The 24,880-nt window shown below is 45.9% G+C and carries 23 protein-coding genes; 10 read left to right on the top strand and 13 right to left on the bottom strand.

Annotation, left to right across the window (positions count from 1 at the left end; translation table 11 throughout):
* Positions 1-254: 254 nt before the first annotated feature.
* From NC997_RS10985 to NC997_RS10975, 3 genes are all read right to left on the bottom strand, one after another.
* Entirely contained in the window at positions 255-1,049 is a 795-nt protein-coding gene (locus NC997_RS10985) for an alpha/beta hydrolase (RefSeq protein ID WP_190524601.1), read from the bottom strand.
* A 222-nt stretch (positions 1,050-1,271) separates the two neighbouring features.
* The gene (locus NC997_RS10980) at positions 1,272-2,699 is read right to left on the bottom strand and encodes a DUF3370 domain-containing protein (RefSeq protein ID WP_190524599.1); all 1,428 of its coding nucleotides are present in this window, start codon (positions 2,697-2,699) and stop codon (positions 1,272-1,274) included.
* A 249-nt stretch (positions 2,700-2,948) separates the two neighbouring features.
* Positions 2,949-3,461 carry a peptidase C15 gene (locus tag NC997_RS10975; protein WP_190524597.1) on the bottom strand — a complete coding sequence of 171 codons (513 nt, stop codon included), beginning with the start codon at positions 3,459-3,461 and terminating at the stop codon, positions 2,949-2,951.
* A gap of 136 nt (positions 3,462-3,597) precedes the next feature.
* Between NC997_RS10975 and NC997_RS10970 the strand changes: the two genes are divergently transcribed.
* From NC997_RS10970 to rsmD, 3 genes are all read left to right on the top strand, one after another.
* Positions 3,598-4,134, top strand: a complete 537-nt coding sequence (locus NC997_RS10970; protein ID WP_190524594.1) for a DUF4362 domain-containing protein — start codon at positions 3,598-3,600, stop codon at positions 4,132-4,134.
* Positions 4,135-4,218: 84 nt separating this feature from the next.
* A complete protein-coding gene (hisH, locus tag NC997_RS10965; protein WP_190524592.1) occupies positions 4,219-4,854 on the top strand; it encodes an imidazole glycerol phosphate synthase subunit HisH in 636 nt (211 codons plus the stop codon).
* A 38-nt stretch (positions 4,855-4,892) separates the two neighbouring features.
* On the top strand, positions 4,893-5,441 hold the full coding sequence (gene rsmD / locus NC997_RS10960) for a 16S rRNA (guanine(966)-N(2))-methyltransferase RsmD (RefSeq protein WP_190524590.1): 549 nt from the start codon (positions 4,893-4,895) through the stop codon (positions 5,439-5,441).
* 87 nt (positions 5,442-5,528) lie between these two features.
* On the opposite strand, the gene petG is transcribed toward rsmD, so the two are convergent.
* A complete protein-coding gene (gene petG / locus NC997_RS10955) occupies positions 5,529-5,642 on the bottom strand; it encodes a cytochrome b6-f complex subunit V (protein ID WP_190411146.1) in 114 nt (37 codons plus the stop codon).
* A gap of 281 nt (positions 5,643-5,923) precedes the next feature.
* Between petG and NC997_RS10950 the strand changes: the two genes are divergently transcribed.
* Complete coding sequence (locus NC997_RS10950; protein ID WP_190524588.1) at positions 5,924-6,298, top strand: cytochrome c; 375 nt, start codon at positions 5,924-5,926, stop codon at positions 6,296-6,298.
* Between the two features lie 39 nt (positions 6,299-6,337).
* Here the strand turns inward: NC997_RS10950 and NC997_RS10945 are convergent, their stop codons facing one another.
* The gene (locus NC997_RS10945) at positions 6,338-8,143 is read right to left on the bottom strand and encodes an ABC transporter ATP-binding protein (protein ID WP_190524586.1); all 1,806 of its coding nucleotides are present in this window, start codon (positions 8,141-8,143) and stop codon (positions 6,338-6,340) included.
* Between the two features lie 255 nt (positions 8,144-8,398).
* Positions 8,399-10,363, bottom strand: coding sequence for a patatin-like phospholipase family protein (locus NC997_RS10940; RefSeq protein WP_190524584.1), 1,965 nt, complete (start codon positions 10,361-10,363; stop codon positions 8,399-8,401).
* Between the two features lie 1,151 nt (positions 10,364-11,514).
* Between NC997_RS10940 and NC997_RS10935 the strand changes: the two genes are divergently transcribed.
* The gene (locus tag NC997_RS10935; RefSeq protein WP_190524582.1) at positions 11,515-12,288 is read left to right on the top strand and encodes a class II aldolase/adducin family protein; all 774 of its coding nucleotides are present in this window, start codon (positions 11,515-11,517) and stop codon (positions 12,286-12,288) included.
* 98 nt (positions 12,289-12,386) lie between these two features.
* The gene (locus tag NC997_RS10930; RefSeq protein WP_190524579.1) at positions 12,387-13,064 is read left to right on the top strand and encodes a VOC family protein; all 678 of its coding nucleotides are present in this window, start codon (positions 12,387-12,389) and stop codon (positions 13,062-13,064) included.
* Positions 13,065-13,213: 149 nt separating this feature from the next.
* Here the strand turns inward: NC997_RS10930 and NC997_RS10925 are convergent, their stop codons facing one another.
* The 3 genes from NC997_RS10925 to ahcY form a co-directional block, all read right to left on the bottom strand.
* Complete coding sequence (locus NC997_RS10925; protein ID WP_190524577.1) at positions 13,214-14,467, bottom strand: Hpt domain-containing protein; 1,254 nt, start codon at positions 14,465-14,467, stop codon at positions 13,214-13,216.
* Positions 14,468-15,234: 767 nt separating this feature from the next.
* Positions 15,235-15,858, bottom strand: a complete 624-nt coding sequence (locus NC997_RS10920) for a DedA family protein (protein WP_190430793.1) — start codon at positions 15,856-15,858, stop codon at positions 15,235-15,237.
* Between the two features lie 479 nt (positions 15,859-16,337).
* Entirely contained in the window at positions 16,338-17,615 is a 1,278-nt protein-coding gene (ahcY, locus tag NC997_RS10915; RefSeq protein ID WP_190411155.1) for an adenosylhomocysteinase, read from the bottom strand.
* Positions 17,616-17,913: 298 nt separating this feature from the next.
* Here ahcY and NC997_RS10910 point away from each other — a divergent pair, with 298 nt between their 5' ends.
* From NC997_RS10910 to NC997_RS10895, 4 genes are all read left to right on the top strand, one after another.
* Positions 17,914-19,542, top strand: coding sequence for a mechanosensitive ion channel family protein (locus NC997_RS10910; protein WP_190524575.1), 1,629 nt, complete (start codon positions 17,914-17,916; stop codon positions 19,540-19,542).
* An 81-nt stretch (positions 19,543-19,623) separates the two neighbouring features.
* A complete protein-coding gene (locus NC997_RS10905; protein ID WP_190524572.1) occupies positions 19,624-19,884 on the top strand; it encodes a hypothetical protein in 261 nt (86 codons plus the stop codon).
* A 264-nt stretch (positions 19,885-20,148) separates the two neighbouring features.
* Entirely contained in the window at positions 20,149-20,517 is a 369-nt protein-coding gene (locus NC997_RS10900; protein ID WP_190411157.1) for a hypothetical protein, read from the top strand.
* 172 nt (positions 20,518-20,689) lie between these two features.
* Positions 20,690-21,067, top strand: a complete 378-nt coding sequence (locus NC997_RS10895; RefSeq protein WP_190524569.1) for a hypothetical protein — start codon at positions 20,690-20,692, stop codon at positions 21,065-21,067.
* Positions 21,068-21,194: 127 nt separating this feature from the next.
* On the opposite strand, the gene panB is transcribed toward NC997_RS10895, so the two are convergent.
* The 4 genes from panB to NC997_RS10875 all read right to left on the bottom strand — a co-directional run bounded on the left by panB (position 21,195) and on the right by NC997_RS10875 (position 24,691).
* Positions 21,195-21,983 (bottom strand): 3-methyl-2-oxobutanoate hydroxymethyltransferase, encoded by a 789-nt coding sequence (gene panB / locus NC997_RS10890; protein WP_190411159.1) that lies wholly within the window; start codon positions 21,981-21,983, stop codon positions 21,195-21,197.
* Between the two features lie 85 nt (positions 21,984-22,068).
* Positions 22,069-22,602: a hypothetical protein gene (locus tag NC997_RS10885; RefSeq protein ID WP_190428493.1), complete on the bottom strand. Its 534-nt coding sequence runs from the start codon at positions 22,600-22,602 to the stop codon at positions 22,069-22,071.
* 92 nt (positions 22,603-22,694) lie between these two features.
* A complete protein-coding gene (locus NC997_RS10880) occupies positions 22,695-23,807 on the bottom strand; it encodes a two-component regulator propeller domain-containing protein (RefSeq protein ID WP_190428494.1) in 1,113 nt (370 codons plus the stop codon).
* Positions 23,808-23,965: 158 nt separating this feature from the next.
* Positions 23,966-24,691, bottom strand: a complete 726-nt coding sequence (locus NC997_RS10875) for a hypothetical protein (protein WP_190524566.1) — start codon at positions 24,689-24,691, stop codon at positions 23,966-23,968.
* Between the last annotated feature and the right edge of the window lie 189 nt (positions 24,692-24,880).

The raw sequence follows: 24,880 nt of genomic DNA, 5'->3' as shown, positions 1-24,880 counted from the left end.
GGAGTCTCACGGTTAGCACTCACCATTTTCTCCGCTGTAGGATGCGATCGCACCCCTATTCTCCCAATTGAGCCAATTTACCAAGGACAGGCAAGGGAAGAGCTGCTGCTATTGGATCGGGAAATTTTAAAACAAAGTTATTTTAGACCTGGCATCGTTACAAAAAGCATTTTTTTATGAGTACGCGATTCGCGATCGGGAAAAAAGAAGGATTTATCGCCCAAAATTATTCTTAGCCAAATTTTTAGGTAATTTTATACCCGCACTGAGGTTTTCTCCTCAATTTCCGCAATAAAACTAAAGATAATCTCTGTAAACTTCTCTGGAAAAAAAAGGTTCCATTCGTGATATCCTTCTTCAACTATTTTTAGCTTAGAACCTTTTATCCCTTGTGATAATTCTTGGGCAAATTTTACCGGAGTCAGAACATCGTTTTCTCCCCATAAAATCAAACAAGGGGATTCAACCTTTGGCAAAGTTGGTCTGATATCTTCTTGTAAGGCGATAAATCCCATCTTTATCGTATTTCCAGGATTAAACAAGCTGTTATAAAACAAGTTTTGAAAAATAGCGCTGACAGGCTGAATCTTCATTTGCCAAGATTGGGCAGGCATTTCAATTGCCCTTTTCAATACAACTTCCGGTATAGAACCCAGAGGAATCCCTGTACTATCTACGACGATGAGGCTGCGGACAATCGACGGCATTAAAGCAGCCAACGCTATGGCAATTGCGCCCCCTAATGAATGTCCAACTACATGAACTTTTTTTAAATTTAACTTTTTTACAAAATTACCAATAATATTTGCATAGTCATTAGAATTTTGAATTTTTTCAGGTGCGGTTGAGTTTCCTAAACCTGGTAAAACAGGCGCAATTACCTGATAACGCTCAGATAAAATATCTAAACTGTCTTGATAAGGTTCAACTAATACTCCCCATCCGTGTATAAAAAGTATCGGATCTAAATTTGAGGCAATTCCTCCTTCATAGTAGGAAAGACAACAGTTATCCAAATTAACTTGCTTTTTGATGAAATTACTTTTCACTGAATTGACCTTCAATTTTTTGAGACAGAGGGCACTAATTTAGGCATTTTGGACAGGTTCCTAAATTAGACGATGTTACATAAGTTAACAATTTTTATCTAGTTTTCTCATCTGTCTAAAGTAAGGGCACGGCAATGCCGTGTCCCTACGCCTGGAAGCCCTACACCTGGAAATAGGGAAGCGAGGCAAACGCCGCAGCCAATACATCAGGAAACTTTTTAACTAAAGTACAAACCGAATTCCATACAGGACACGCATCAATTCCACTAATGACTTATCACTTACATTCGCTGAGGTATTTTCTAAAGTTCGCACAGTCAGGACTTGCGGCGGCGTCGCATCTGGTGGGTATATCAAATCGACTTGCACCTGGCGGCGACTCGCCGGTGGCATTTTTAGCGTTAGCAGTGGTTCTATTACCTGACCCGTTTGGTGCCACAAATGCACGTAGCGCGTCAGGGGTTTTCCTTGGTCATCGTTGTAGCGCAACCGTACCGTACCTCGGAAAATTGGAAAATGCGGGGGTTGCTGGAAACGCAATCCTCCTTTTGCTAGCTTGTCTTCCTTCAAAGGCGTTTCTAGCGTCAGGGTGACAGTTTGAGGTTGTTTTGTGGAGTTGATTAAGGGCACGCTGAGGTTGTATTCAACTCCGTAGTTCCCATGTGCTTCGTAAGCGGTATCCGGATAGCGCACCAGCATCTTTGCAGTTTGCACTTGACTTGTACCGAGGGTGCCTAACTTGAGGGAACTGATGGGATAGGAGATGGCGTTACCGGGTTGGGGGATGGTGAGATTTTGGGCATTGGGTTTATCTACCAGTTGCGCTTTCCAGGCAGAACCTTCAGAGACTCCTGCTACGCGACTATAGATAAATTGCCCGCTGGTTTGCCCTGGAGGGGAGGGGGCTTTATCTCTGGGTCCGGCTAAAGTGCCTGTATCGAGTAAAGTTTGCCATTCTGCTTGGGTTGGTTTCCGTTCGCTGCCATCTGGATTTTTTTTGGCATACATCGCTAAACTGGCTGCATAAACCTTGCCATTACTCTGCAACCTCATTAGCGTAGACCGACCATTGATGGGCTTTTCTAGATTCCGCACCGGAATCGGATGATTCATCAACAAACGGCTTTGTCCCGGTGGTATCACTAGCTGGGCGGGAAAATCAGCTTGTCGCTTGCCTCGCATGACATCGTTGACTGCGCGATCGCCATGACCGGAATATACGTCTCCGTTGCGATTTTCGACATAAGTTGGCAGTTTGACATAGGGCGCATTCTGCATTAGCTGACTTGCCGCTTGCAATACTTCCACTTTGACGGGTTTTTTCCCCGGATTATGCAAGATTACGCCCAGATAAAGCGTCTGCAAATCCTTGGGAGTGTGGCTAAAGTGGTGGGCAAATAAATCAAATCTCCCCTGGAAAGGAAAATTAAGATGAGCCGTTGGCACCTTTTTCCCATTTGGGGGAAAAGTAGAAAGTAAAATCCCTTCACTTTTCACCCATTCTGGACTGTTACTGTTAAACATCGGCACTTTATCCAGTTGTCCGGGTAAAGGCATAACTGGCTGGGGTCGCACAATCTCTTGAGGGGCTGGTTTGGGTGGCGGCGGTGGTGTTTGAGCAAGCGGTAAAAGGGGCAAGAATGGCAACATGGGAAGATTAATATTTAAAAACGATAACGACCTTATCCGGAAAAATCATCTGACTAGACTTTTTGAAAAGTGTGCCCTCAGACTAAATGGGACGACACAAACAAAGCCTGCCTCCGCAAGCTAAATTTACTGTTAGTCAGTGTAGGCGGACTTCGTCCGTGAAGCCACAACTTTACTGAGTCGTCCTTGTACGTTCGCTGAGGATGCCAACCAAAGATTTTCCGGATGGGTGCTAAGACATCAAGGACTTTAAGAAAGTGCCAGGTTCTTCAGAATACATAAAAAATCTGCCATGATTCCCGAAGAATTTTCCGGAGTTAGGATTGGGACGTGAACGAAGATACAGCGGCTGTTAATTTGGCGTTCTTGTAAGTAGTCTAATACTGAGTAATACAGCCCTTCGCAGACAAATTTACCGGCATCATCGCTGATTTCAGTTGCGACTGAGCCTGTTAATAGTTTTTCTAGATTTACCGATGTTTTTAGCAGTGTGGTTCCACAAGCCGCACAGGATTCTACGCTCAATTGAGTCCGAGACTCTGCCATACCGCAGCAGATAATGGCATCCGGCTGTAATTCGTTAATTTTGGCAAAGACGCGATCGCTTGCTTGAGCAACATCAACGGGTAGCTCTCTTAAAAAACTCAATGATAGCGATAAAGAGTCTAGGTTGCCAACTTCCAGTAATAGATCGTCGGAAGCATTAGAGTTTTGATGGGGAAGCCAGGTAGTAAAAGACGTTAGCAGAATTTTTCGATTCATAAGTAGCTTTGTGGGATGCGTGGATTAGCTTAATCTAACCACTTACCTGCCTGACAGCAACAAATGTTTAGAGAGATGCGTCTTTCGTTTAATAGACGCAAATGTAACAAATGTTGAAATGAGGTTGAGGTAGAAAGTGCGACGATTACTTCTTATTTTAGGAGTGGTGCTTCTGGCATCAGGCTGTAATTTAGAAAAAGCCGCTCAAACGCAGACTGTCAATCTGAATCAAGAAAAGATTACAAAAGAAGAAAAGGCTTTGCTTGAGCGGCTGAAGAAAGACAAATTGCTCAAAGCAATCGAGTGCCCATCTAGAGAAGAATTAACTAATTTTGATGAAAACAATTCAACCAAGTCTTTGCTGAGCTGGGTATTCAAGTTAAAAAAAGGTAATCTTGGGGCAAAAAAAATCTGTATCACCCAAGAGGGAGATCCTGTCACAGAATACATGATCGTTGAAAATGATAAAATAAAGATACTTTTAGATTCTTCCGAAGATAGATTTGGGACAAGGGATGTAGAAGTATATAATCCCATTCAAATTAATCGGGGATACTTTGAGGAAGATGACAAAAACTTAAAAATTTTCAAAATTTCGGAATTACAACTGCCTGAAGGTAAAGAAATATTCATTCAGTATGAATTGCCAAACGGTGAAAAGAGATATTTTTGAAATTTTTAACAAAAGAATGTAAAGTTAAAAGAAGGGAACTAGACACCCAACACAAACAACAAAAGTCAGCAAAGGCGCATATTAATGTCAGTCATTGCAGTCATCGACTACGACATGGGAAATCTGCACTCTGCCTGTAAGGGATTGGAAAAAGCGGGTGCAACCCCTAAAATTACGGATTCACCGGCAGACATTGCACGGGCGGATGCTGTAGTGTTGCCTGGGGTGGGAGCTTTCGATCCGGCAGTGCAACACTTGCGATCGCGCCACCTAGTAGAACCCATCAAAGAAGCGATCGCATCCGGCAAACCTTTCTTAGGGATCTGTCTGGGATTGCAAATTCTATTCGATTCCAGCGAAGAAGGCAAAGAACCCGGTTTAGGCATTATCCCCGGTGTGGTGCGACGATTTCGACCTGAACCTAACTTGACGATTCCCCACATGGGTTGGAATCAACTGGAAATCGCCCAACCGGATGCCCCAATCTGGCGGCAGTTACCGTCTCAGTCTTGGGTTTATTTTGTCCATTCTTACTACGTCGATCCCGTCGATCCTCAAATCCGCGCCGCCACCATCACCCACGGAAGCCAAACGGTGACGGCTGCGATCGCGCGTGATAACTTGATGGCTGTGCAGTTCCACCCGGAAAAATCTTCTACCAGCGGACTGCAAATATTATCCAACTTTGTTGCCCAGGTACGAACCGAAGTTGCCGCATAGTAAAGTTGCCTTAGCGTAGCGGCACGTCTGACCTAATTATGAGCCTCAGAATCTACGGCAATCGCTTACTCAAAACCTTGCCAGGTCAAGAAACCCGACCTACACTAGGGCGAGTGCGGGAAGCAGTATTTAACATTTGGCAGGGCAGCATCACCGGCTGTCGCTGGTTGGATTTGTGTGCCGGTAGTGGTTCGATGGGCGCAGAGGCATTGTGTCGGGGTGCCAGTTACGTCGTCGGAATTGAACAGTGGAGTCGCGCCTGCGCCATTATCCAGGAAAACTGGCAGCAAGTCGCTCAAGAAGACCAAAAATTTCAAGTGTTGCGGGGGGATGTCGTTCAACGATTGAAAACCCTTGGCGGTCAGCAGTTCGACCGGATATACTTTGACCCACCCTATGCGAGTGAATTATATCAGCCGGTGTTGGAAGCGATCGCGCAGCATCAACTACTGGCTGAAGGCGGTGAATTCGCAGTGGAACATAGTCCTAACAACTGGACGGTTGAACCCGTTCCCGCACTGGAAATCTGTCGCCAAAAGGTTTACGGCAACACTGCCCTTAGCTTCTATTGCCCAGCCAGCATCTGAAAGTTTACAACCATTTAAAAAGGTGGGCTGTGCCCACCTCACTCAGCTGACTCAGGAGGGCGGGAGAACCGCGCCCCTACAGCACTTTTATACTCCTAGTTTGTTGTCGCGCTTTTTCTGCATATAGGCAGCGAAGAATAGTCCCGCGAGGGTGACTAAAATCAAACCAAGCACGATACCAGAAAGCAGGGGTTCTACCACGTCAGTACTCCTTTGTTAACGTTTCTTGCCTGTTTCTCATCCTACAAGCTAGAGCGGAAGAACGGGTGAGGCTGTAGCGACACAATTTCAAGGCATCTCCGATTCCAGTAGCAGGCTGGAGAAAACTACGCTTGCCTCGACTCTCTAGAAAATTTAAGCTATGTATATGAATCGAAATCTTTATCGATACACAACCACACATATCGCTATACTCGTTCATTGCATAGCGATCGCTTGCGCCCCGATCAAAAACTGCCCTTACATCTCACTTTCAAAAACCTTTGGATAACCAGCTACCTAAACCTGAAATCCTGATGCAGCGCCTCAGCTTGATGGCATTGGCTGCTTTCCTGGTCATCCTCTTAGCACTTGTTGGGGTTAACCTGTTTCGCGTCTCCGATCCTTATGTCAAGACAGTTTTGACCCTAACGGGCGACCCCGTGAAGGGACACGCGATTTTTCAAATGAACTGTGCGGGATGTCATGGATTGGAAGCACACGGTCGAGTGGGGCCAAGTCTGGAAGCCATCTCTAAGCGCAAGTCTCGCGTAAGAATCATTCACCAAGTCATCAGTGGGGATACACCACCCATGCCCCAGTTTCAGCCCAGTACCCAAGAAATGGCAGACTTACTGCGTTATTTAGAGGAATTGTAGATGGGAGTGGGCATGGATGATCGGTCATTCATCATCAGCCTAGACCTGACTGAACTGTTGTGCGTAAAATCGGGCATAGCGATCGCCCTTTTGCAGCAATTCTTCATGGGTTCCCGATTCCATAATTTGCCCCTGTTCCACAACCAGAATCCGGTCAGCGCGGCGCACCGTGGCGAGGCGGTGGGCGATGATGAAAACAGTCCGGTCTTGCATGATCCGTTCTAGGGCTTCCTGCACCAAGGCTTCTGATTCCGAATCCAGGGCAGAGGTTGCTTCATCCAGGATGAGGATTCGAGGATTCAGCAAAACAGCACGCGCGATCGCAATTCTCTGCTTTTGCCCCCCCGATAAATTGACCCCTCTCTCCCCCACCCAGGTATGATAGCCCTGGGTAAATTGGGTAATGAACTGGTGGGCGTTGGCTATCTCTGCCGCCACTTGCACGTCCTTGAGGTCAAACTGCGCTTGTCCAAAAGCAATATTTTGAGCAATCGTCCCAGAAAATAGAATCGTTTCCTGCGGTACAATCCCAATTTGCCGCCGCAGACTTCGCAGCGTCACATCCTGAATATTAATCCCGTCAATCAAAATTTCACCCGCTTGGGTGTCATAAAAGCGGGGAAGAAGATTCACCAAAGTCGTTTTACCCGCACCCGACGCACCCACCAAGGCAATCATCTCTCCGGAGTGTGCCAGCAAATTCAAATTTTGCAGCACCGGAGTTCCTCCTTGCCCCAACTTAGAAAGAGGTTCCACCCTATCTAAGTCATCCTCTGAGAAGGTAGGACTTGGGGAATTTAGTGCCGGATAGGCAAAGGTAACGTTACAGTATTCCACCTTACCCGTGACTGCCGGAAGGTCAACGGCACCCGGCTTCTCCACTACGGTTGGCTGAATCGCCATCAGTTCAAAAATCCGATCGACCGATGCCTGACCCTGTTTAAATTCGTTGTAATTGCTGGTGAGATGGGCAATCGGGTCAATCAGTAACGCCACTGCTGCGATATAGCTAACAAATTCTGCCCCAGTCAGATTATTAATCGAAATTTGCCAGCCACCGAGGAAAAACAGCAGTAAAACGCTCATCGCGTACAAAAATCCAACCACAGGATTCTGAATCGCCTTTAGCCGTTCAGTTGCATACTTCGCTTTCCGGTTTTCTTCAGCTTCCTGGGCAAAACGGGCAATTTCATAATCTTGGGCGGCGAAAGCTTGTACTAGACGAATTCCGCTAAACACCTCTGTCAGCAACGCCGATAAATTAGAGACGCGATTTTGGCTGCGGCGAGAAAACTTCAGCATCTGTTCGCCAAACCAGCCAATTAAAACGCCCATCAGCGGTGCGACGATAAACGTTGCCAATGTCAGCTGCCAGTTGAGATAAATCATGTAGCCCAGTACGACGATTAGCTGCAACACGCAGGGAATAAAGTCATGGAAAACTTTATTGACGACTTCCCCAACTCGGTCAATATCCTCGGTGAGACGGTAAGTTAAATCGCCGGTTTGTGCAGTTTCAAAGTAGCCAAAGTTGAGACGATGTAGGTGAGTATAAACTTGCTTGCGTAAGTTAAAGGCAACGAAAAGGGCGGCTTTCGCCATCAGCGAATCCTGTCCATACATCAGGATTTTCTGCACGAGAAAAACGACTGCCAGCACTCCTGCTAACTGGGCAAGTGCTGCCATATCGCCTTGTCCAATGAAATTGGCGATTTTGCCTGCAAGTGCCGCCTGGATGGGCCAGAATACTGTAACCCCTAACGTGCAAGCGAAAGCTTGCGCGATGGTTTTCCACTGAGGGCGGATGTATGGCAGTAGATGCCAGTAACTAGAGCGCGTTTTCAAACCTTAACGTCCTGTAATAATCTTCTCCTTTGTCTGACGCTACCAGTTTTCGGTTGTTTCTGAGCGATTATTCTTGGGTGTATTTTAGGGATAGGAAGCGATCGCTTCCCCCTTCCGCAAGGAAAATAAGGGCAATCCCGCTTTCTTTCTGCTAGCGGGGAGGGTTTCATTCCAGCTTGTGTGTATCGACGAGGTAGACGAAGTTGCGATCGCTCAATGGCAGCACCAACAATGTCAGTATTCAGACACATTTTTTTATACTTTTTCGTTGCCAAACATCCTGTTTTGTGCTTTCTCCATCAAGTCAGAAACCACAATCAATACAGTTGCCAAAATTTCAAGAATTGCTAACCCTGAAATCGCTAATACTTTCAGGATTCCAAAAACGAATAACCAAATCAATCCAATAATTTTTGATTCAGTTAATACAATTCTCAAAGCGCGTAAAACTATTCTAGCAATCCTAATTTTTTGACTAAGTTTCAGATCCGCAGGTTGCGGATCTTGTGCTAGCAGATATTTCTTGATTTGTCTTACTATCGTATCTACTTCTGCTTCTGTAATTTCTACATTGCAGTATTGGTGTAACCAAGTAATTCCACAAATTCGCCCCAATAGAAAATCATGATCTCGATAACGTTTGTCAAAAAAACCACCAAATGCACCCAGGAAATCTGATGCGAGTAGTTCTGCGGCGCTTCCTTCTTGCAGAGAAGCTTTAATATTTTTGGGTAGATTATCGTAGATGGGTTGCAGCCTGCTTATTCCATTACTTCTAGAATTAGCAATTTCGCCGATAATTGCTGGAGTAATTGGACGAAGCTTTATGTGCCGATAAGGGATTGCTTCTTCGATAATTTTCTCAATCTGGCTGATATCTCCAAAATTTTTATCTTCAATTGCTTCTATTAATTTTTCCTTTGCTAAGGCTAATTGATTTCGTTTTTGAATTTCTCTTAAGCGGAGCGAGTCATGTTCTGATTTTGGCAGCGTTAAGCCACTCAATCCAACTTCTAGTGTCGAAAATTCCCCTTGGGTTAGGCGTTTTGCACTATTCAAATTTTCTACGGGAACTGGACGGATATACACGTGCAATCGTTCTGTATTAATTGATGGCTGTTGTGCCGTAAATTCCTCCTGAAACTGACTTGAACGCTCCTTTTTGTGTATTTGATTGGAGCGCAAATCATTTTCTAGTTCAATTCCTTTTAGAATAGGTAGACCATCTAGGATGCCTCCATCCGTATACAGAAATACTAAATGTGTATCATCTGCCTTGCTTTCACGTACAGCGCCTAGCCCTTCTTCCTTCAGTTCTTGTCTTTTGGGTGTTTTAAAGTAGTCATCACTGAGGTCTTTAAGATTGATACTACTAATATCAGAATGATCCCAAATGGGTGGAAAAGCAACCGGAAAAGCGCCGGAAGCGCGACCCCCCATTACTGCCTTGGCCCACATCTTATTCATTGTTTCTTGAGGAATTCCTGAATGAAAAAGAAATTGACGAGTCTCTGAACTGGTAATCGTTTCAATTTCTTGTTCCAAATGTCCTTGTGCATCGGTGAGATTGATTTGTTCAAGAAGTCCTTGCAAGTTGGTAAGCGTCATTAAAAGCGCCAGGGGTTTCGTATTTTCTGTAATTTGGGGAGGCTTGATAACAAGTTCGGCAATTTTTTCAATTGCTTCACCAGAAAGAACGCTGAGATTGGTTTTTTCGCGTTTTGTTTGGGGAGTAGATTTAGAGGCTTTAGAACGATGAAAAAGCTTATAAAAACCTTTTCTAAGTGGATTAGAACTCTTTTTATATTTCTCTAGGGTTGCTTCAAAGCTATCGGCAAAACTTTCTATCGTCGCTTGAAATCCATCTTTAAAACTAGATAGCATTACCGAAAAGCTATCGATTTTTTGAATATCGGCTTGTTGAACCCAGGCTTGATACAAAGGGCTTTTATGCTCTTCTTCTGAAAATTTGAGTCGTTGATCGAATTTAAAAGGTGGATCTACCTTTCCTTGAAGTAAGCAGTAGGCGGCGATGACACCAGACATTGCCCCTGCTGAAGATCCAGTAATAATATCAATAATCACTTTCGGTTCAGCCTTGACGGATTCTTTCGTCAATTCATAAAAAACTCCTGCCATATAAGCACCCAATGAAATGCCACCAGAGCAGTTGAGTGTAATCAGTTTGGGAGTTTGTGCAGATTTGGTTTCGGTTTTCATGACAATATACTTGGCGGTGAAAATAACTTGAAGTTTAGTTTAATTCAGCGAACTTCTGTTATGAGGTTCTTGGCATAAGAGTATTGCTTGGAATTCTAGAAAATTGTTTTGCTTGGCAACAGAAGAGATAAAAGCTGGGTTCTGGTTGTACATAGCATTGAGCAAACAGAGTGATATTGCTAAGCTGGCATTTTGAGCTAGCGTCTTGCTTCTCTGGCGACAGCCATTCCTATAAATAGGGGGATGCTGCTCTAAGTAGCTGTTCGTTTCTTCGACAACCTCACTATTTTATATGAGCAGAGAATAATTAAAACTTTTTCGGGAAAGAATCACAAGCGTCTCCTCTCCTGCTTGTAACTTGCTGCTGAGGCTACTTCCAGAACTAAGTTAGGATGCTTTAATCAACTGTGTAATTTTGGAAGCTGCGTTGAGTTCTAGATGCTGTTCATGAAAGTATTACAAATACATCCTCTATCGTGTTACACCTTTTGGTGGGGAACGAAATATCAATATACCAATGGCTTCAGCAATTGTTACATTTGTGTAATTATTCAGTATTATAAATGCCAGCAGTATCAGTGACTCCAATCTTGACAAAAGTTTGATGGGTTTTGCTTCTGCTCCACCCATCCTATGAATAATAAAGTTAGTTGGCTGAAGCGCGATCGCTCTCTTGAGCCGAACAATTAAAGGAGTTAGATGAGCGATCGCTACTTTATGAATAATTAAGAAAGATTAATTTTTTTGCTCTATTTCTTATGACGAAATATAAATTCATGAATTAGTCCATGATGGCACTTTAAAAGAAAGACGTTTAAAATAAAAGAAGAATTACCAATAAAATTCTTCCTGCATTCAAGAACCTCTCTCCAATTAGTTTCAGTTTAGCTAGGAATAAAGCTAAAGAAATAAATACTTTATAGCGATTGCTCAGATTGCAATGGCTTCCTTACCAAGGAAAAATAAATTCTAGAACTCAAAATTCGGGCAACAGCTTTAGAGAAAGCCTTGTATCTGCCTGAAAAACTCCTGCGCTCAATCGCCGCTCATCGGTAGCGATCGCTAACGCTCTTCTAGTGAATTCCTGGCAGAATACAATACACTCACGAATTAAACATCTTTGCAACAACCGATTTATACAGGCTGAATCTATGCAGACATTAGACATTCCTATCAATATTCCCCAGCCGCCGACCTTTGCTTCTGTCGAAGATGAACGCCTCCACCGCAAACAACGCCTAGCCGCTGCATTTCGCCTGTTTGCTCGCTTCGGCTTTAGTGAAGGCATCGCCGGACACATCACCGCCCGCGATCCCGAACACCGCGATTGTTTTTGGGTCAATCCCTTCGGGATGCACTTCAGTCTCATCCGAGTCAGCGATCTGCTTCTCGTCAATGAGCAAGGTGAGGTCGTTGAGGGGAATAAGCCTGTCAATCAAGCAGCCTTTGCCATCCACTCCCGCATCCACGCCGCCCGTCCCGACGTTGTAGCAGCCGCACATTCCCATTCAACCTACGGCAAAAGCTGGTCAAGTCTGGGTCGCCTCCTTGACCCTCTCACGCAAGATGCCTGTAGCTTCTACGAAGACCACGGGCTGTTTGATGACTACACGGGCGTCGTTCTCAAACTAGAGGAGGGCAAGCGGATTGCCGACACTTTAGGCGGCAAAAAAGCTCTCATCCTCCGCAACCACGGGCTGCTCACAGTAGGTCACTCAGTCGATGAAGCTGCCTGGTGGTTTATCACAATGGATCGCTCCTGTCAGGCACAGCTAATGGCAGAGGCGGCTGGGAAGCCTGTCCTGATTGACTCCGATATGGCTCGTTTGACGTCTCGTCAAGTGGGGTCGCACCACATGGGGTGGTTTAGTTTTCAACCACTCTACGACATGATTGTGCGTCAACAACCAGATCTGCTGGAGTAAGTGTTTTTAAAAGTGTGGAGTGAGGAAGCTTCTAACAAAGGCTGGATTTACAAACCAGCATCTACCGATTGGATTTAAAGAATAATGAGGGTAGATAAATGACGAAATTAGAGCTACCTAAAGGAAACGATAAAACTTTGAATTCCGACCTAGACTCACCTTTTTCCCAAAAAGATGGCTTATTGGAGTTCGAGGCAGAATTGACCACTCCTGAGTTTTTCAAACGCTGGTCATTTGTCACCAATGTGTATGGTGAACGAGTGCAAGTGGATCACTTTGTCCTGACTTTTCCTGATTTTACACGTCTCAAAAATTACGCTGAAGCTTTGTGTCAATTGGGCGGTCAGATTGTTGAAGGGCCAGGACTCTTTCCTATCGAATTTTGTCCTGAAACTTATGTAATTACCAATGATTTATGGTTGCACTTGTTGACAATATTGATGCCGTCGGGGGGGTTGGTGGTTCTAGCTGCGCCCCACGCACCAGACGATCAACTTGACCGATTCCTACATGAGCGGGGAAACACTGGCGTCCACCATATTGCGATTCGGGTAGACGATGTGCAGAGTGCTGGTTTAGTTTGGGAGAAAAAAGGGTTTCATCCATTGTCTAGAGAGCCTCTTAAGGGTGATTCTCTATGCCAATGGTTTTGGCAAAACTCAGCAGGACAAATTATCGAGCTAATTGGTCGTAGTCCTGAAAATCACGCAACTTTTTACTGCCAAAATATAGGGGGTCTTCGGCTCTCGGAAGTCGCAGGGATTAACGCAAAATGAGTATTGATTTAAGTAGCTAGTTGCCGGTGATTGATCCAGAGGCGTTTTAGAATTGATGATGATGCGATCGCTATCTGTTCTGGGATGAAATCAGAGAAAAGCGATCGCTCATTTGCTTCTTGATGCCTAAGTATTAAGATAACAGCGACCTAAGCCCATAATTCCCCTATCCAATCATCCCCTTGTTCCCAATCCCGACAAGGTTCTTCTTTGGGGCCAGAAGGATGAACCGCACAGACAATTTCGCACTGTCCGTAGTAAAAACGGCATCTTCGACAGGTCTGGAGCGCTTCTATATGAACGGTTTCAATGACTCCACCCTCAGACGGAATCGTGTCTCGAAGCTCTTGCTGACAGGAAAAGGTTGGTAGCCACACGCCTATCGAGAGCTGGTCGTTGATTCCCTCTGGTTCCCCGAAAAAGTGGTCGTTGATAGCACCCGGTATGCATTGGCAACCCGTGATTCTGCCTCCGACTTTACTGACAGCTTGACGAATGACTTTAAGAGTACATTTAGCTTCAACCGTAAAATAACCACATATATCAATCCGTTGCGTTCCCGCCGTGGCTACGAGAGTCAGATTGGTGCGAACAAATCCTGCTTGAATAACCAGCAATCTCAAGTGATTGTCGAGTTCTTGAAAAACTGGCTCAACCTCCGACATAATTTTGCCTGTTATTTCTTCAGTTAGACCAAGCGCTCTTTGTAACTGCTGCCAAAGTGCCTGTAGCGTCTTCAAAAGCCGCAACAAGAATGAATCTAGCTTTTGATCAACCTGAATTGGATACTCTTTTATAACCTGGAATCCCTTTTCTAAATGGTGAGCAGTTTCTTGAATACTTGTGAGTCCCAACATCGCTGCTCCGCTTTTAATCGAATGAGCAGCACAAAAAAGCTGGTTGATTTCTTCTGCGTCTTTAATCGTGCTTGTTTCGGACAGCAATCCTTGCTCAATTGTCTGGATATATTCTCTTGTTCCTTCAATAAACAAGTGATTGAGGTGATTATTAAGTTCTTCAAAAACTGGCTCAACTTTCGACATCATCTTGTGAGTCAGCTCATCATTCAACCCACAAGACCAAGAAAGCTCCTGCATCAGAGCTTTTAGGGTATCCAAAACCCGTTGTAAGAGTGACTCTAGCTTTTGATCGATCCTAACGGGACAAGCATTGAAGACCTGGAAACATCTTTCTAGGCGGTAAGCCGTTTTCTGAATGCTGAGGAATCCCAGCATTGCTGCACCACCTTTGATACAATGAGCAGCTCGAAAAACCTGATTAATCTTTTCTGGGTCTTCGATAGTGCCTTGTAGATCCAGGAGACCTTGCTCAAGTGTATTGAGGTGGTCAATTGCCTCTTCAATAAAGTAGCCAATAATTCGCTGATGTTGTCCCGACATCATTCTCTTTTCTCCTTGTTTTCGCGTAGGGTATTTTCTACCGCAACGCGCTAGGCTTCGCTCAAGGGAAAACTCCGCAGGGGTCGCGTAGCGTATGCGCTCTGTTTACCGATCTCTCCGGTTCTAACACAGCTTGAGACTGATTGAAGTTTTTTCAATAATTGTTGTCAGCGATCGCTCCACTCAATTGCGATCGCTTCCCTGTTTCTAAAGTTTTAATATAAAGTTTTAAAAATGCCAGATCCAGTTATAAGCTAAAAACGTTCGCGATTGCACAGCGCTAATACGGCAATTTTGGAGCAAAAGTGCGAAAAGTGCGAAAATTTTGTGAAAAACGCTCCAATATAACTCCTTTCTTGCTTATACCCTTTCGCTCTATTTCTGCAAGAGTTCGGTCTGGCACCCCTTTGTTGATTGCTTTAAGAAATTCAGATATTCAGCATCGAAAAAGTGAATTGGTATTGGGGAGTTTTTAACATTTTTATAAAAAAAGTTCCGCGTGTAACAAAACCCCCTGAGCAAGTAGGGTTAAGGGTAGCTATTGAGTAAATTTGGCTCGAACCAATTAAATTTTTTCGGAAAGTACCCTAGTTCTTGAATATTTTTTTATAGAAATCCTATTTAATTTATAAACGGATATTTGCTTGTAGAGACGCGATATATCGCGTCTCTACAGAGATTCAAAAATCATTGAGGATGGCTACACCTATAAAATGACTTAGCCATTCTGGGAATCAATGATTCTTTGTAGATAACCAAGCTTTTCCTCTTCACGCTTGCTTGTTGCCTTTGTTTTTTTGCTTTTTCCTAACTAACCAGACAACAAAAGCGACAATAAGAATCACAAACACAATTTTAGAAACAGGCCCAAGATGCTCATCTACAAGCTCATAGTTTTCGCCTAGTGCGTATCCGGCATAAGTCAGCAAACCCACCCATAATGTAGTGCCAAGGGTTGAGTAGATTAAAAAAGGCAATAAAGGCATCCCGCTGATGCCTGCTGGAAGCGAAATTAAAGTGCGAACTCCAGGAACCAAACGGCAGAAAAACACTGCTTTACCGCCGTGCTTATCAAACCAATTATCTGCCTTGTCAATATCCTTGCTGGATAACCCGATCCACCTGCCATACTTATTCGCTAATCGCTTTAAGTTTTCTTCGCCTACGAGTTTACCCACGTAGTACCACGGCAATGCACCCAGCATCGTGCCGATTACCCCTGCTGCGATCGCTCCAAAAAAGTGGATTTTGCTATTTGGTTGCGTTGAGACATACCCTGCCAAGGGCATAATCAGTTCGGAAGGGATGGGGGGAAAAAGATTTTCCAAAAACATCAGCAGTCCAATTCCCAAGTGACCGAGGGAATTCATGGTGTTCGTGATCCATTCCTGCATAAGTCAGTGTTGGGTATTAGGGGACAGTTATTTTAATTGAAAATTTCAATACTTCTGGCGATCGCATTGTCTTAACGTCACAATTAAACTGTTAAGTTTAGTGAACAAGCTAAGTTTGCTTAACTTTATCAGGTTTTCGAGAATCTGAAAATTGATTTATCTAAATCTTCATCGTAAATTTGCAATATCCAATTTTTGCAGTGAAAGTTTTATTGGCAATTTGAAGTAGGAATCATTTTTTAATTACCCTTTTTTACTAAAGACAGGTTTCAGTTTTTAGCAAGCTCAGATTGACTGCATTAAGAATCTCGTGAGGTTGAAAAGCTGTTGAGTAACCCTAACGTTTTCTGGGTCAGTTTCTACAACTGAGGCTGTTCTTGCAAAATTTTCGGTAATACAAACAAACAATCCGGATAAGTGGCAATCCTGAGTTGTTACTACATGATGACGAAGGGTGGGCATTGCCCACCCTTACCGATTTAGGTTCCAGAAGTCCAAGAATTGATGTACTCAATTTGGTCGGGTGTCAAGCTGTCAATTTGAACGCCCATTGCTTGCAACTTCAGCCGTGCAATTTCTTTGTCAACCTCGACTGGAATGGAGTGCAATCCAGGTTCCAGGTTGCCTTTGTTCTTAACGAGGTGTTCGCAAGCTAAAGCTTGGTTGGCAAAGCTCATATCCATCACTGCGCTGGGATGTCCTTCCGCAGCCGCCAAGTTAATTAAACGCCCTTCGCCCAGCACAATAACCGATTTACCATTCTGGAGGCGGTATTCTTGGGTGAAGTTCCGCGCTTCTTTGACTTCAGTCGCTTTGGCACCCAACGACTTGAGGTCAATTTCAATATCAAAGTGACCGGAGTTGCAAACCATTGCCCCGTCTTTCATCACATCGAAATGCTCGGCGCGAATGACGTGCTTGTTGCCAGTGACAGTAATAAACAAATCGCCTACGGGGGCGGCTTCTGCCATTGGCAGCACTCGGAAGCCATCCATCACCGCTTCAATTGCTTTAGTGGGGTCAATTTCGGTGACAATCACATTGGCACCCATTCCCCGCGCCCGGAGTGCCGTGCCTTTGCCGCACCAGCCATAACCGGCGACAACAATCGTTTTGCCAGCGAGCAGAACGTTGGTGGCGCGAATAATCCCATCCAGAGTAGATTGCCCGGTACCGTAGCGGTTATCGAAGAAGTGCTTGGTGTCAGCGTCGTTAACATTGATGGCGGGGAAAGTGAGAACACCATCTTTGAACATGGCACGAAGACGGACAATGCCCGTTGTGGTTTCTTCGGTGGTGCCAATCAAATCTGCAATCTGGTGTTGACGTTCCTGAATCAGAGTAGCGACCACATCACTACCATCGTCGATGATGATGTTGGGTTTGTGATCCAAGGCGATTCGCACATGGCGACTGTAGGTATCAGCGTCTTCGCCTTTGATGGCAAATACGGGGATGCCATGATCGGCAACCAGGCTAGCAGCCACGTCATCTTGAGTGGAGAGGGGGTTGCTGGCAATGAGGAGGGCATCAGCACCAGCGGCTTTGAGAGCGATCGCCAAGTGCGCGGTTTCAGTTGTGACGTGGCAGCAGGCGACTAACCGGATACCGGCGAGGGGTTTTTCTTGGGCGAAGCGATCGCGTATTTGTCTCAACACGGGCATCTCTCTACCTGCCCATTCAATCCGTTGCTTACCTAGAGGTGCGAGGGAGAGGTCTTTGACTTCGTGCTTGGGCTGAGTAACAGTTGCAGTCATGAAATTGCTTGCTCAACAAATATTTAAGTTGCAGGTTTTTACTAGGTTACTCGACTAGACCGCTAAAACGGTAGCCTGATTTTTTAGCCCCACCCCACCAGCCACACAATGGTTTGAGGGTAGGAGAAATCCGAAATCGAGCCAGAACCCTTACTCTGCCAAGTTGTTGCTTAACTTCTCGCTTTGGTGTGAAGTTACCTGACAAAGGGGTTGTTAGGCTGGGTGGGGATTATTTAAGTAAGCAAATGTACTTAAGTTTACCCAAATACCTGTGTTCAATGCATTTCGGAGGTTTGAAATGCCTTCTCAATCTTCTTGGGCGATCGCTGGAACCATTCTGTTGACTGGTTGGGTAGCATCTCCAATTCAAGCTCAAATTCCACTTCCGCAGAATTTGGAACTACCCGCACTTAGCCTACCCAGTAGCGATGCACAAAGCCGAATCATGTCTGGTTGCATCCGCTTGGATGGTCGCTGTCTGTTTCAAGTCGCCGCACCCCAGTCGGAATTACCCGCACGTATCCAAGATATTCAGCAGAGATTGGAAACAATTAGTCGCCAATATTTGCAGGAGGATTCCTCAAAACTCCTAATTCAAATCAAAAAGCAAAATAATTTGCCAGTCATCTATGTCAATGACCAACCCCTGCTGACAGTGACACGACCCGATGCCGACTTACAAGGGGGAGACTTAGATACACGGGCAGAAAAGCTCAAAGAATCCTTGCAAGAAGGACTGAAACGGGCGAAACGGGAGCGACAACCCCAGTTTTTAACTCGTCGAGGTGCGATCGCGGGCGGGTTTTTGGTAGCAATGATTGTGAGTAGCTGCGCGATTCACAGTAGTTCCAAGCGATCGCGACGACGGTTAACCGGCACCACCACTACACCTACAGGTCATCCGGTCACAACCCAGCTGGCTCAACAACAACAAGGGAATTTACAAGAAGTTCAGCGCCGCTTGTATCAAATGGCGCAAGCCAGTATTTGGGGCGGGGGAACCCTCATCGGGCTTGGTTTATTCCCCTACACCCGCATCCTACAGGTTTTGATGCTCAACGTTCTCCAAATCCCTTTGCGACTGGGGATTGTCGGACTAGGGACTTATGTTGTCATACGTTTGAGCTACGTCTTGATCGACCGCTTCGCTGGCGCTTTAGCCAACAGCTATTTACTCACGCCCGAAGCCTCCCGCCGTTTGCAACTGCGAGTTTCGACAATTTCCGGTGTCACCAAAAGTATTACCACCCTAGTCTTGTTAGGAGTGGGTAGCTTGGTCGCCCTGACGACATTAGGTGTGGAGATTGCCCCCTTACTTGCTGGTGCTGGCTTGGTTGGCGTTGCGGTGTCTCTTGCCTCCCAAAACCTGATTAAGGACGCGATTAATGGGTTTTTAATCATTGTGGAAGACCAGTATGCGGTTGGCGATGTGATTGCTGTAGGCGACGTAGGCGGTTTGGTAGAAAACATCAATCTGCGGATTACTCAGGTACGCGATGCTGAGGGTCGATTGATTACGATTCCCAACAGTGAAATCAAAATTGTCGCTAATCTTTCCAGCAACTGGTCGCGGGCAGACTTAAATATCCCTGTCGCCTACCATGCCGATGTCGATCAGGCGCTGAAGCTGATTGACACCATTGCCCAAGAAATGAGCCGTGACGTGACATGGCAAGAGCAAATTCTGGAAAAACCCCAAGTCCTAGGAGTCGATAATTTTGGGGAACGGGGCGTCACGATTCGGGTATGGATTAAAACCCAGCCCTTGAAACAATGGGATGTGGCGCGGGAGTTCCGCCGCCGTCTAAAAATCGCCTTTGATGAGACGGGCGTGCCAATCCCGCTACCCCAGCAGGAGATTTGGTTTAACCGTTCTCTGCCTGCAAAATCTCAGATAGATGAACACGAATCTCACTCGCCAATTTAGTACTGATGTACTATAATAAAAGGGTAGGCAAATCCAGTCGAGAAACCGCCTGAACCCCACATGGAGTCAAGTATTCAAGCCATGACCAAGCACTACATTCTCAGCCTGAATCCGACTGCTCAGCATGACTGGGATCGTTGCACTCTCAGAAACCCTATCACTGCTGAACGCCCAGACTTAGCGAGTTTGATTGCCGAAGCTGTGGGAGCGGATGCCGGTTCTTACCTGGTAGCTGTCCATATCGAAGTCCAAGTTTTGGAAAAAGCACCAAATCTGCAACCAGAGCGCGTTCATCTGGATGTGCCAGTGACGCCGAAGCAGCTCAAGGAATTAGTCGCGTAGAGGCGGAATACCCAACTAATTTGGCATTTCAGCAATCGTTGTTGTAAACCCGCCCTCCGGTTTGAAGTCGAAATCCGGCGAGGGTGGGGATACAAGAACACAGCCGCCTTTCATGAAGGCTAGTACAAATTTTTTACAGCTTCTCATGTCCGGACGACACTAGGACAAGGCAGTGCCGTTCGCCTACCGACGCTACGGAAGTCCGCTTTCGGTGGACTAGTACAGATTTTTCTACAACAAGTATTCTTCAAGAAGAAGATGCAAATGAAACTGAGTCAATATCCCGCTGCGATCGCTCAAGCTGCTCATACTGTAAATGAAGTGGATGCTCAGCTTGCCGCCGCTCATCTGGTGATTAACCGCATGGAAGGCAATGCTGACAAAACGGTGGCATTTGAGCAAGATTTGAAAAATGACAATCAACGCAAGGCGCGTCGCTTTGAATTACTGATGGTGAATTTGGAGTATCAGCAGGCGCTGAATACGATGATGCGCTTAAGTGCTGAAAAAGCCAATGCGGTGGCTCACCTGGAGTATCTCCGCAACCAGTTTAGCGTTGCCAAGCTGGAAACACGTCTTGCGATCGCCCGACAGCTTGCTGGTTCCGAAGCCTTGGAACTGGTGGGTGTGTAAGCGATAAAAGCTTCACCGATGACCAGAAGATGGGATAAGTCGGTGTTTCTACAAACAAGTGGGGGTGGGCACTGCCCGCCCTTTTTTTGTCGCACCACAATGGCAATGCTTTGGCACAATAGTTGTAATTGCCTATCTGAATTCCAGATTGGCTACCTTGAATAACAATCTCATGACTATCGTTACATCAGCAGAAATTGAAAATTTTCGCTCCGAATTGGCAGATTATCCAGACGCTCTGGCAGCTTTGGATGTAATCGAGGATTGTGAAGGAGATTTAGAAGATGCGGCGATGGTGCTAGCCATTCGAGTAGGACAGCAACCAGAGATAGCGAACGCTGAATGGTTGCCTATTGTAAGTAAAAAATGCCGCGCTGTTATCTGCCAAGAAGAATTTCGCGACGAGCTGGTTAATGGGAAATTCGCCCGGATGATGGGACATTTGGCAGCAACAAAACTTTGTCCAAGCCCTTTAGTAACGCCCGTTTTGATGTATGTGGCTCAGCAGGGTGTGGAAAATTTTTGCGAACCTTTAGATCCAGTATCCTAGCCACACAAGCCTGTTTTTCAATACAAAAAACGCAGAGGTTAATAACGCAAAAGTACGCAGAATCAGGATTCCCTTCGCGTACCTTGGTGCTATTCTTGGCGTCTAAATAAGAATCTAGCAATCCTGCTTAGGGCTGTGGGGAATCAGGAAATTGACGCGATCGCACTTCGCTACCGTAATTCTGCACTGCTTGGGTAATTGTTTCTCGCAAATTGGCGTAAGATTTAGCAAAGGGCGGCTGGCGTTCGGAGAGTCCCAGCAAATCGGCGGTAACGAGTACCTGTCCATCGCAATGCACCCCAGCCCCAATTCCTATCGTCGGAATCGATAATTTTTGGGTAATCTGCAATCCCAAATCGGATGGGATATGCTCCAAAAGCATCGCAAAAGCACCTGCTTGTTCCAGCGCGATCGCTTCTTGTAAAATTTTCTCTGCCGTTTCTGGTGTTTTCCCCTGCTGTCGGTAGCCTAGCTGATGTACCGATTGGGGAGTCAGACCCACATGACCCATCACCGGAATGCCTGCTTGCACGACTCTGGCAATCGTTTCCACCATTGCCGGATATCCTCCCTCCATTTTCACCGCCTGAGCGCCAGTTTCTTTTAATACTCTCCCAGCTGAGTGAATCGCTTGCTGAGGACTTTCTTGATAACTCAAGAATGGTAAATCGCACACGACTAACGCCTGTTTGACACCGCGACGCACGGAGGATGCATGGTGTAGGATTTCATCTAGCGTCACCGGCAGGGTTGTCTGATAACCGAGTGCCACCATCCCTAGGGAATCCCCCACCAGAATCACATCCACTCCAGCGGCGTCTAAAAGTTGCGCGATCGCATAATCCCAAGCTGTCAACACGACAATGGGACGCCCCTGTTGTTTCCACTGGATTAATTGCTGGGTGGTGACTGCCATTTTTTAGATGCGATTTTGAGAAGGTTGTTAATCATTGGTAGGGATAGGCTAGAACCCACCCTACTTGTAAAAATTAACAACTATTTCAGCGCTCCGGTTTCATCGTTTGCACAAATCTTAGAAAATCGTCAGTTTCCCAACCGTCTTCAATATCTAGGGTCTGTATGTTAAAAACTCCTACAGAACCGTCAGTCAGTTCGACTTCCATCGGCACTGTTCCACCAAGACCATAGGTGTTCACTACCTGTTCTACCAGAGTACAAGGCATATTGAACGTACCCATATCGATTCTGCCATTGTTAGCTCTGTAATCCCAAACGACTACCTTTTCAATTCCAGCAGAATAGGGTTGCTGACAGTAGAATCGATGACTCAAGGCAATCATCCGCGCCATGTGGACATCGTAGCGGCGCATCTCACCCCCGAAAGCAGAAACAGTTGTGTTTCGATCGGGGACTTCAAAGTAACCCAGTCGTACGTTAGCACTGGCATCGAGGGTATTTTCTAATCGGATGGTATTGATCCGGATGTCTGCTGGACTAGCAGCTTGAGCGATCGCAGAGAAAGCTGTGGCAGCGATCGCTGCACTTACAACGGTTTTGGCAAATTTTTTCAGCATGGAAGCGTCAATCTGTTAATGACTCAAACAACCTGTAACAGACTTCAACTTCCGGCTGACTTATTCCGTTAATCTAGACCTTGACAAATTGTTTACTCTTCTCCCCGAACGAAGGCTAAGTGCGGGGTCACGCGCCCCGTCGTCAAGCTAATCCAAGCGAGTCCTTCACTGGTTCCCACCCACAACTTATCGGCGACATCCGTTGATAAAGAGAGTATCCGACTGGAGGGGAGGTCGCCAACTCGATCCAGAACCGCACCCGTATCCGGATTCAATCTCAATAAACCATTATCTGTCCCCACCCAAACGCTCCGATCTTGGGCAAAGCGCACAGCGGTAACGTTGCGCCCCCTGAGTGGCGTCACCGACCGCAGCACATCCCCGGTTTTCGGGTCAATGACTAGCAAACTGCTGGGCGTTCCTGCCCAAATCCGTCCCTGTGGATCTAGGGTGAGAGCTTGCACTGTGGTGCCGGGAATATCCCTCAGCCGCTTCATCACAAAGGCATTGGCGGTATTAATTCGCACTAATCCTTCTAAGGTTCCAACCCATAACTGACCTTCGCGGTCGAGGGTGAGGGCATTCGCTGACACTCCGGGAAGCTTTTGCACCGTTGTCATCAACAATCCCTGGTCGGGACTGATCATGGCAAGACCGCGATCGCTTCCTACCCACAGATAACCCCGTTGGTCAGTCAATAGCGACAACACCCGGTTAGACGGTAAGGTGAAATTTTGCGCCGTCACTTCATTGCTACGGGGATCTACACGCAACAGTCCTTCGTAAGTTCCCACCCAAACCCGTCCCACTCGGTCTTGCGCTAACGCGCCGATGGTATAGTTCGGTAGAGCAATCCGAGCCAAAACATTGCCTGTCCTCGGATTTATCCGCGCTAAACTCTGCCAGGAACCAACCCAGAGACTGCCGGTATAACCCGGTTGCAATGCAGTGACGCGAAAATCTGCGGGTAGGGGGGTGGCTTCTTGCCGTCGGCGTTCGGGGGGCAAGGGACGACCTCCAGGCGGCGGCGATGAGGGTGGATAGGTGAGTAGGTCATCTCCCCGGTCTACCTCCGTAGATTGTTGAGCTAGTACGCCACTACCACGGGTCTGTGAATCTGATTGGATGATTCCCCATACTGGTAGGCTTAAAGAAAGCAGCGTAGCACTAATAAACAAACCGATACGCTCACTCAAGAATGCCATCGCTAATCTCCTTAGAAGAGGCTTTGCTAACGTGCCTCTCTTCATTTAGCTGAAATATAAGTTCCTACTACATTTAAGCCTGTGTTAGCGACAGATTGAAAAATTACAACGAAGTCGCGATCGCAGATTGCATAACTTGAGTATATGTACTCAACAAATTAATCACAAACGCCAAATGTTTTTAGTTTGCCATTGACAAAGTAGAAAGCATTTGAACAGTATGCAAGGGTGCCAATTTCTAAATATTGAGGGACACCGGCTGAATCAGTTGGTAGTGCTTTCCAGAGTTCAATTGCTGGTTTTGCTTTAAAAATTTGCTGTTCCGATGTTCCAGATTTCAAAGGAGAATATTCGCGGGCGGCTGGTCCTAGTTCTCCGGATGGTTTGAAGCTAATCGCTGTGTAAATAGTGCCTTCTGAGGAGTCTGGAAGATGGCTGAAATCCTTAACCACGGCTGAATCGAACTGTCCGCTGCTCTGGCTAATGGCGATCAAAAATCGAAAATTATTATTTTTAGGGTTGACTAACAATAGAGCGTAATCTTTCTGCTTGTCTTCGTTGAAGTCAGCAGTGAAAATGCTACAAGTCTTTCGCTGTCCGGGATTTTCTCGCTCGTAGGCACGAATGGAAGCGACAAAGTCCGATTCTTGCGCCAAGCGATACTCGCCCAAGCTTGCTTCGAGCGATTTGGGAATTTCTCCTTGGCACTGAGGTTCTGGTAGCGCTGTCATGGATGGGGCTGCTTGAGTCCCGATCGAAGCGGGATCGCGGCGAGAGGTGGTCACATCGGTTAATGTACTCAGCGGCAGATGGTTGGATACAGCGATCGCACTACACGCTGCCAGCATCAAGGATGCGGCTAGGAGAGAAACTTTTTTTAGCATTCCCAACAAAAAACAACGACCCTATAATATTCGGTGCGCGATCGCTATTTTCAGTGATTTTTATTCGTTTACTAATTGTTTCCAAAAGTCAAGTCTTTATTTGTAACAAAACCTATAGATTTATAGGCAATAAGTAAAGCTTATGTTTACAAAAAGAAGATTAGAATATCAACTTATTACCTTGCTGGT

This window comes from Trichocoleus sp. DQ-A2, from assembly GCF_039961915.1.
In the GTDB taxonomy this organism is placed as follows: domain Bacteria; phylum Cyanobacteriota; class Cyanobacteriia; order Cyanobacteriales; family FACHB-T130; genus FACHB-T130.
Note: the sequence above shows the minus strand (reverse complement) of the source record. Positions and strands in the feature narration are given on the sequence as shown.

What these genes read in the sequence shown, in the direction of transcription:
- ahcY (WP_190411155.1), bottom strand. Translation starts at nt 17,615, where the DNA reads ATGACTGCAACTGTTACTCAGCCCAAGCACGAAGTCAAAGACCTCTCC.
- NC997_RS10880 (WP_190428494.1), bottom strand. Translation starts at nt 23,807, where the DNA reads ATGGCATTCTTGAGTGAGCGTATCGGTTTGTTTATTAGTGCTACGCTG.
- NC997_RS10885 (WP_190428493.1), bottom strand. Translation starts at nt 22,602, where the DNA reads ATGCTGAAAAAATTTGCCAAAACCGTTGTAAGTGCAGCGATCGCTGCC.
- NC997_RS10910 (WP_190524575.1), top strand. Translation starts at nt 17,914, where the DNA reads ATGCCTTCTCAATCTTCTTGGGCGATCGCTGGAACCATTCTGTTGACT.
- rsmD (WP_190524590.1), top strand. Translation starts at nt 4,893, where the DNA reads ATGAGCCTCAGAATCTACGGCAATCGCTTACTCAAAACCTTGCCAGGT.
- NC997_RS10875 (WP_190524566.1), bottom strand. Translation starts at nt 24,691, where the DNA reads ATGCTAAAAAAAGTTTCTCTCCTAGCCGCATCCTTGATGCTGGCAGCG.
- hisH (WP_190524592.1), top strand. Translation starts at nt 4,219, where the DNA reads ATGTCAGTCATTGCAGTCATCGACTACGACATGGGAAATCTGCACTCT.
- NC997_RS10895 (WP_190524569.1), top strand. Translation starts at nt 20,690, where the DNA reads ATGACTATCGTTACATCAGCAGAAATTGAAAATTTTCGCTCCGAATTG.
- NC997_RS10975 (WP_190524597.1), bottom strand. Translation starts at nt 3,461, where the DNA reads ATGAATCGAAAAATTCTGCTAACGTCTTTTACTACCTGGCTTCCCCAT.
- NC997_RS10905 (WP_190524572.1), top strand. Translation starts at nt 19,624, where the DNA reads ATGACCAAGCACTACATTCTCAGCCTGAATCCGACTGCTCAGCATGAC.
- NC997_RS10930 (WP_190524579.1), top strand. Translation starts at nt 12,387, where the DNA reads ATGACGAAATTAGAGCTACCTAAAGGAAACGATAAAACTTTGAATTCC.
- NC997_RS10940 (WP_190524584.1), bottom strand. Translation starts at nt 10,363, where the DNA reads ATGAAAACCGAAACCAAATCTGCACAAACTCCCAAACTGATTACACTC.
- panB (WP_190411159.1), bottom strand. Translation starts at nt 21,983, where the DNA reads ATGGCAGTCACCACCCAGCAATTAATCCAGTGGAAACAACAGGGGCGT.
- NC997_RS10920 (WP_190430793.1), bottom strand. Translation starts at nt 15,858, where the DNA reads ATGCAGGAATGGATCACGAACACCATGAATTCCCTCGGTCACTTGGGA.
- NC997_RS10980 (WP_190524599.1), bottom strand. Translation starts at nt 2,699, where the DNA reads ATGTTGCCATTCTTGCCCCTTTTACCGCTTGCTCAAACACCACCGCCG.
- NC997_RS10925 (WP_190524577.1), bottom strand. Translation starts at nt 14,467, where the DNA reads ATGATGTCGGGACAACATCAGCGAATTATTGGCTACTTTATTGAAGAG.
- NC997_RS10935 (WP_190524582.1), top strand. Translation starts at nt 11,515, where the DNA reads ATGCAGACATTAGACATTCCTATCAATATTCCCCAGCCGCCGACCTTT.
- NC997_RS10900 (WP_190411157.1), top strand. Translation starts at nt 20,149, where the DNA reads ATGAAACTGAGTCAATATCCCGCTGCGATCGCTCAAGCTGCTCATACT.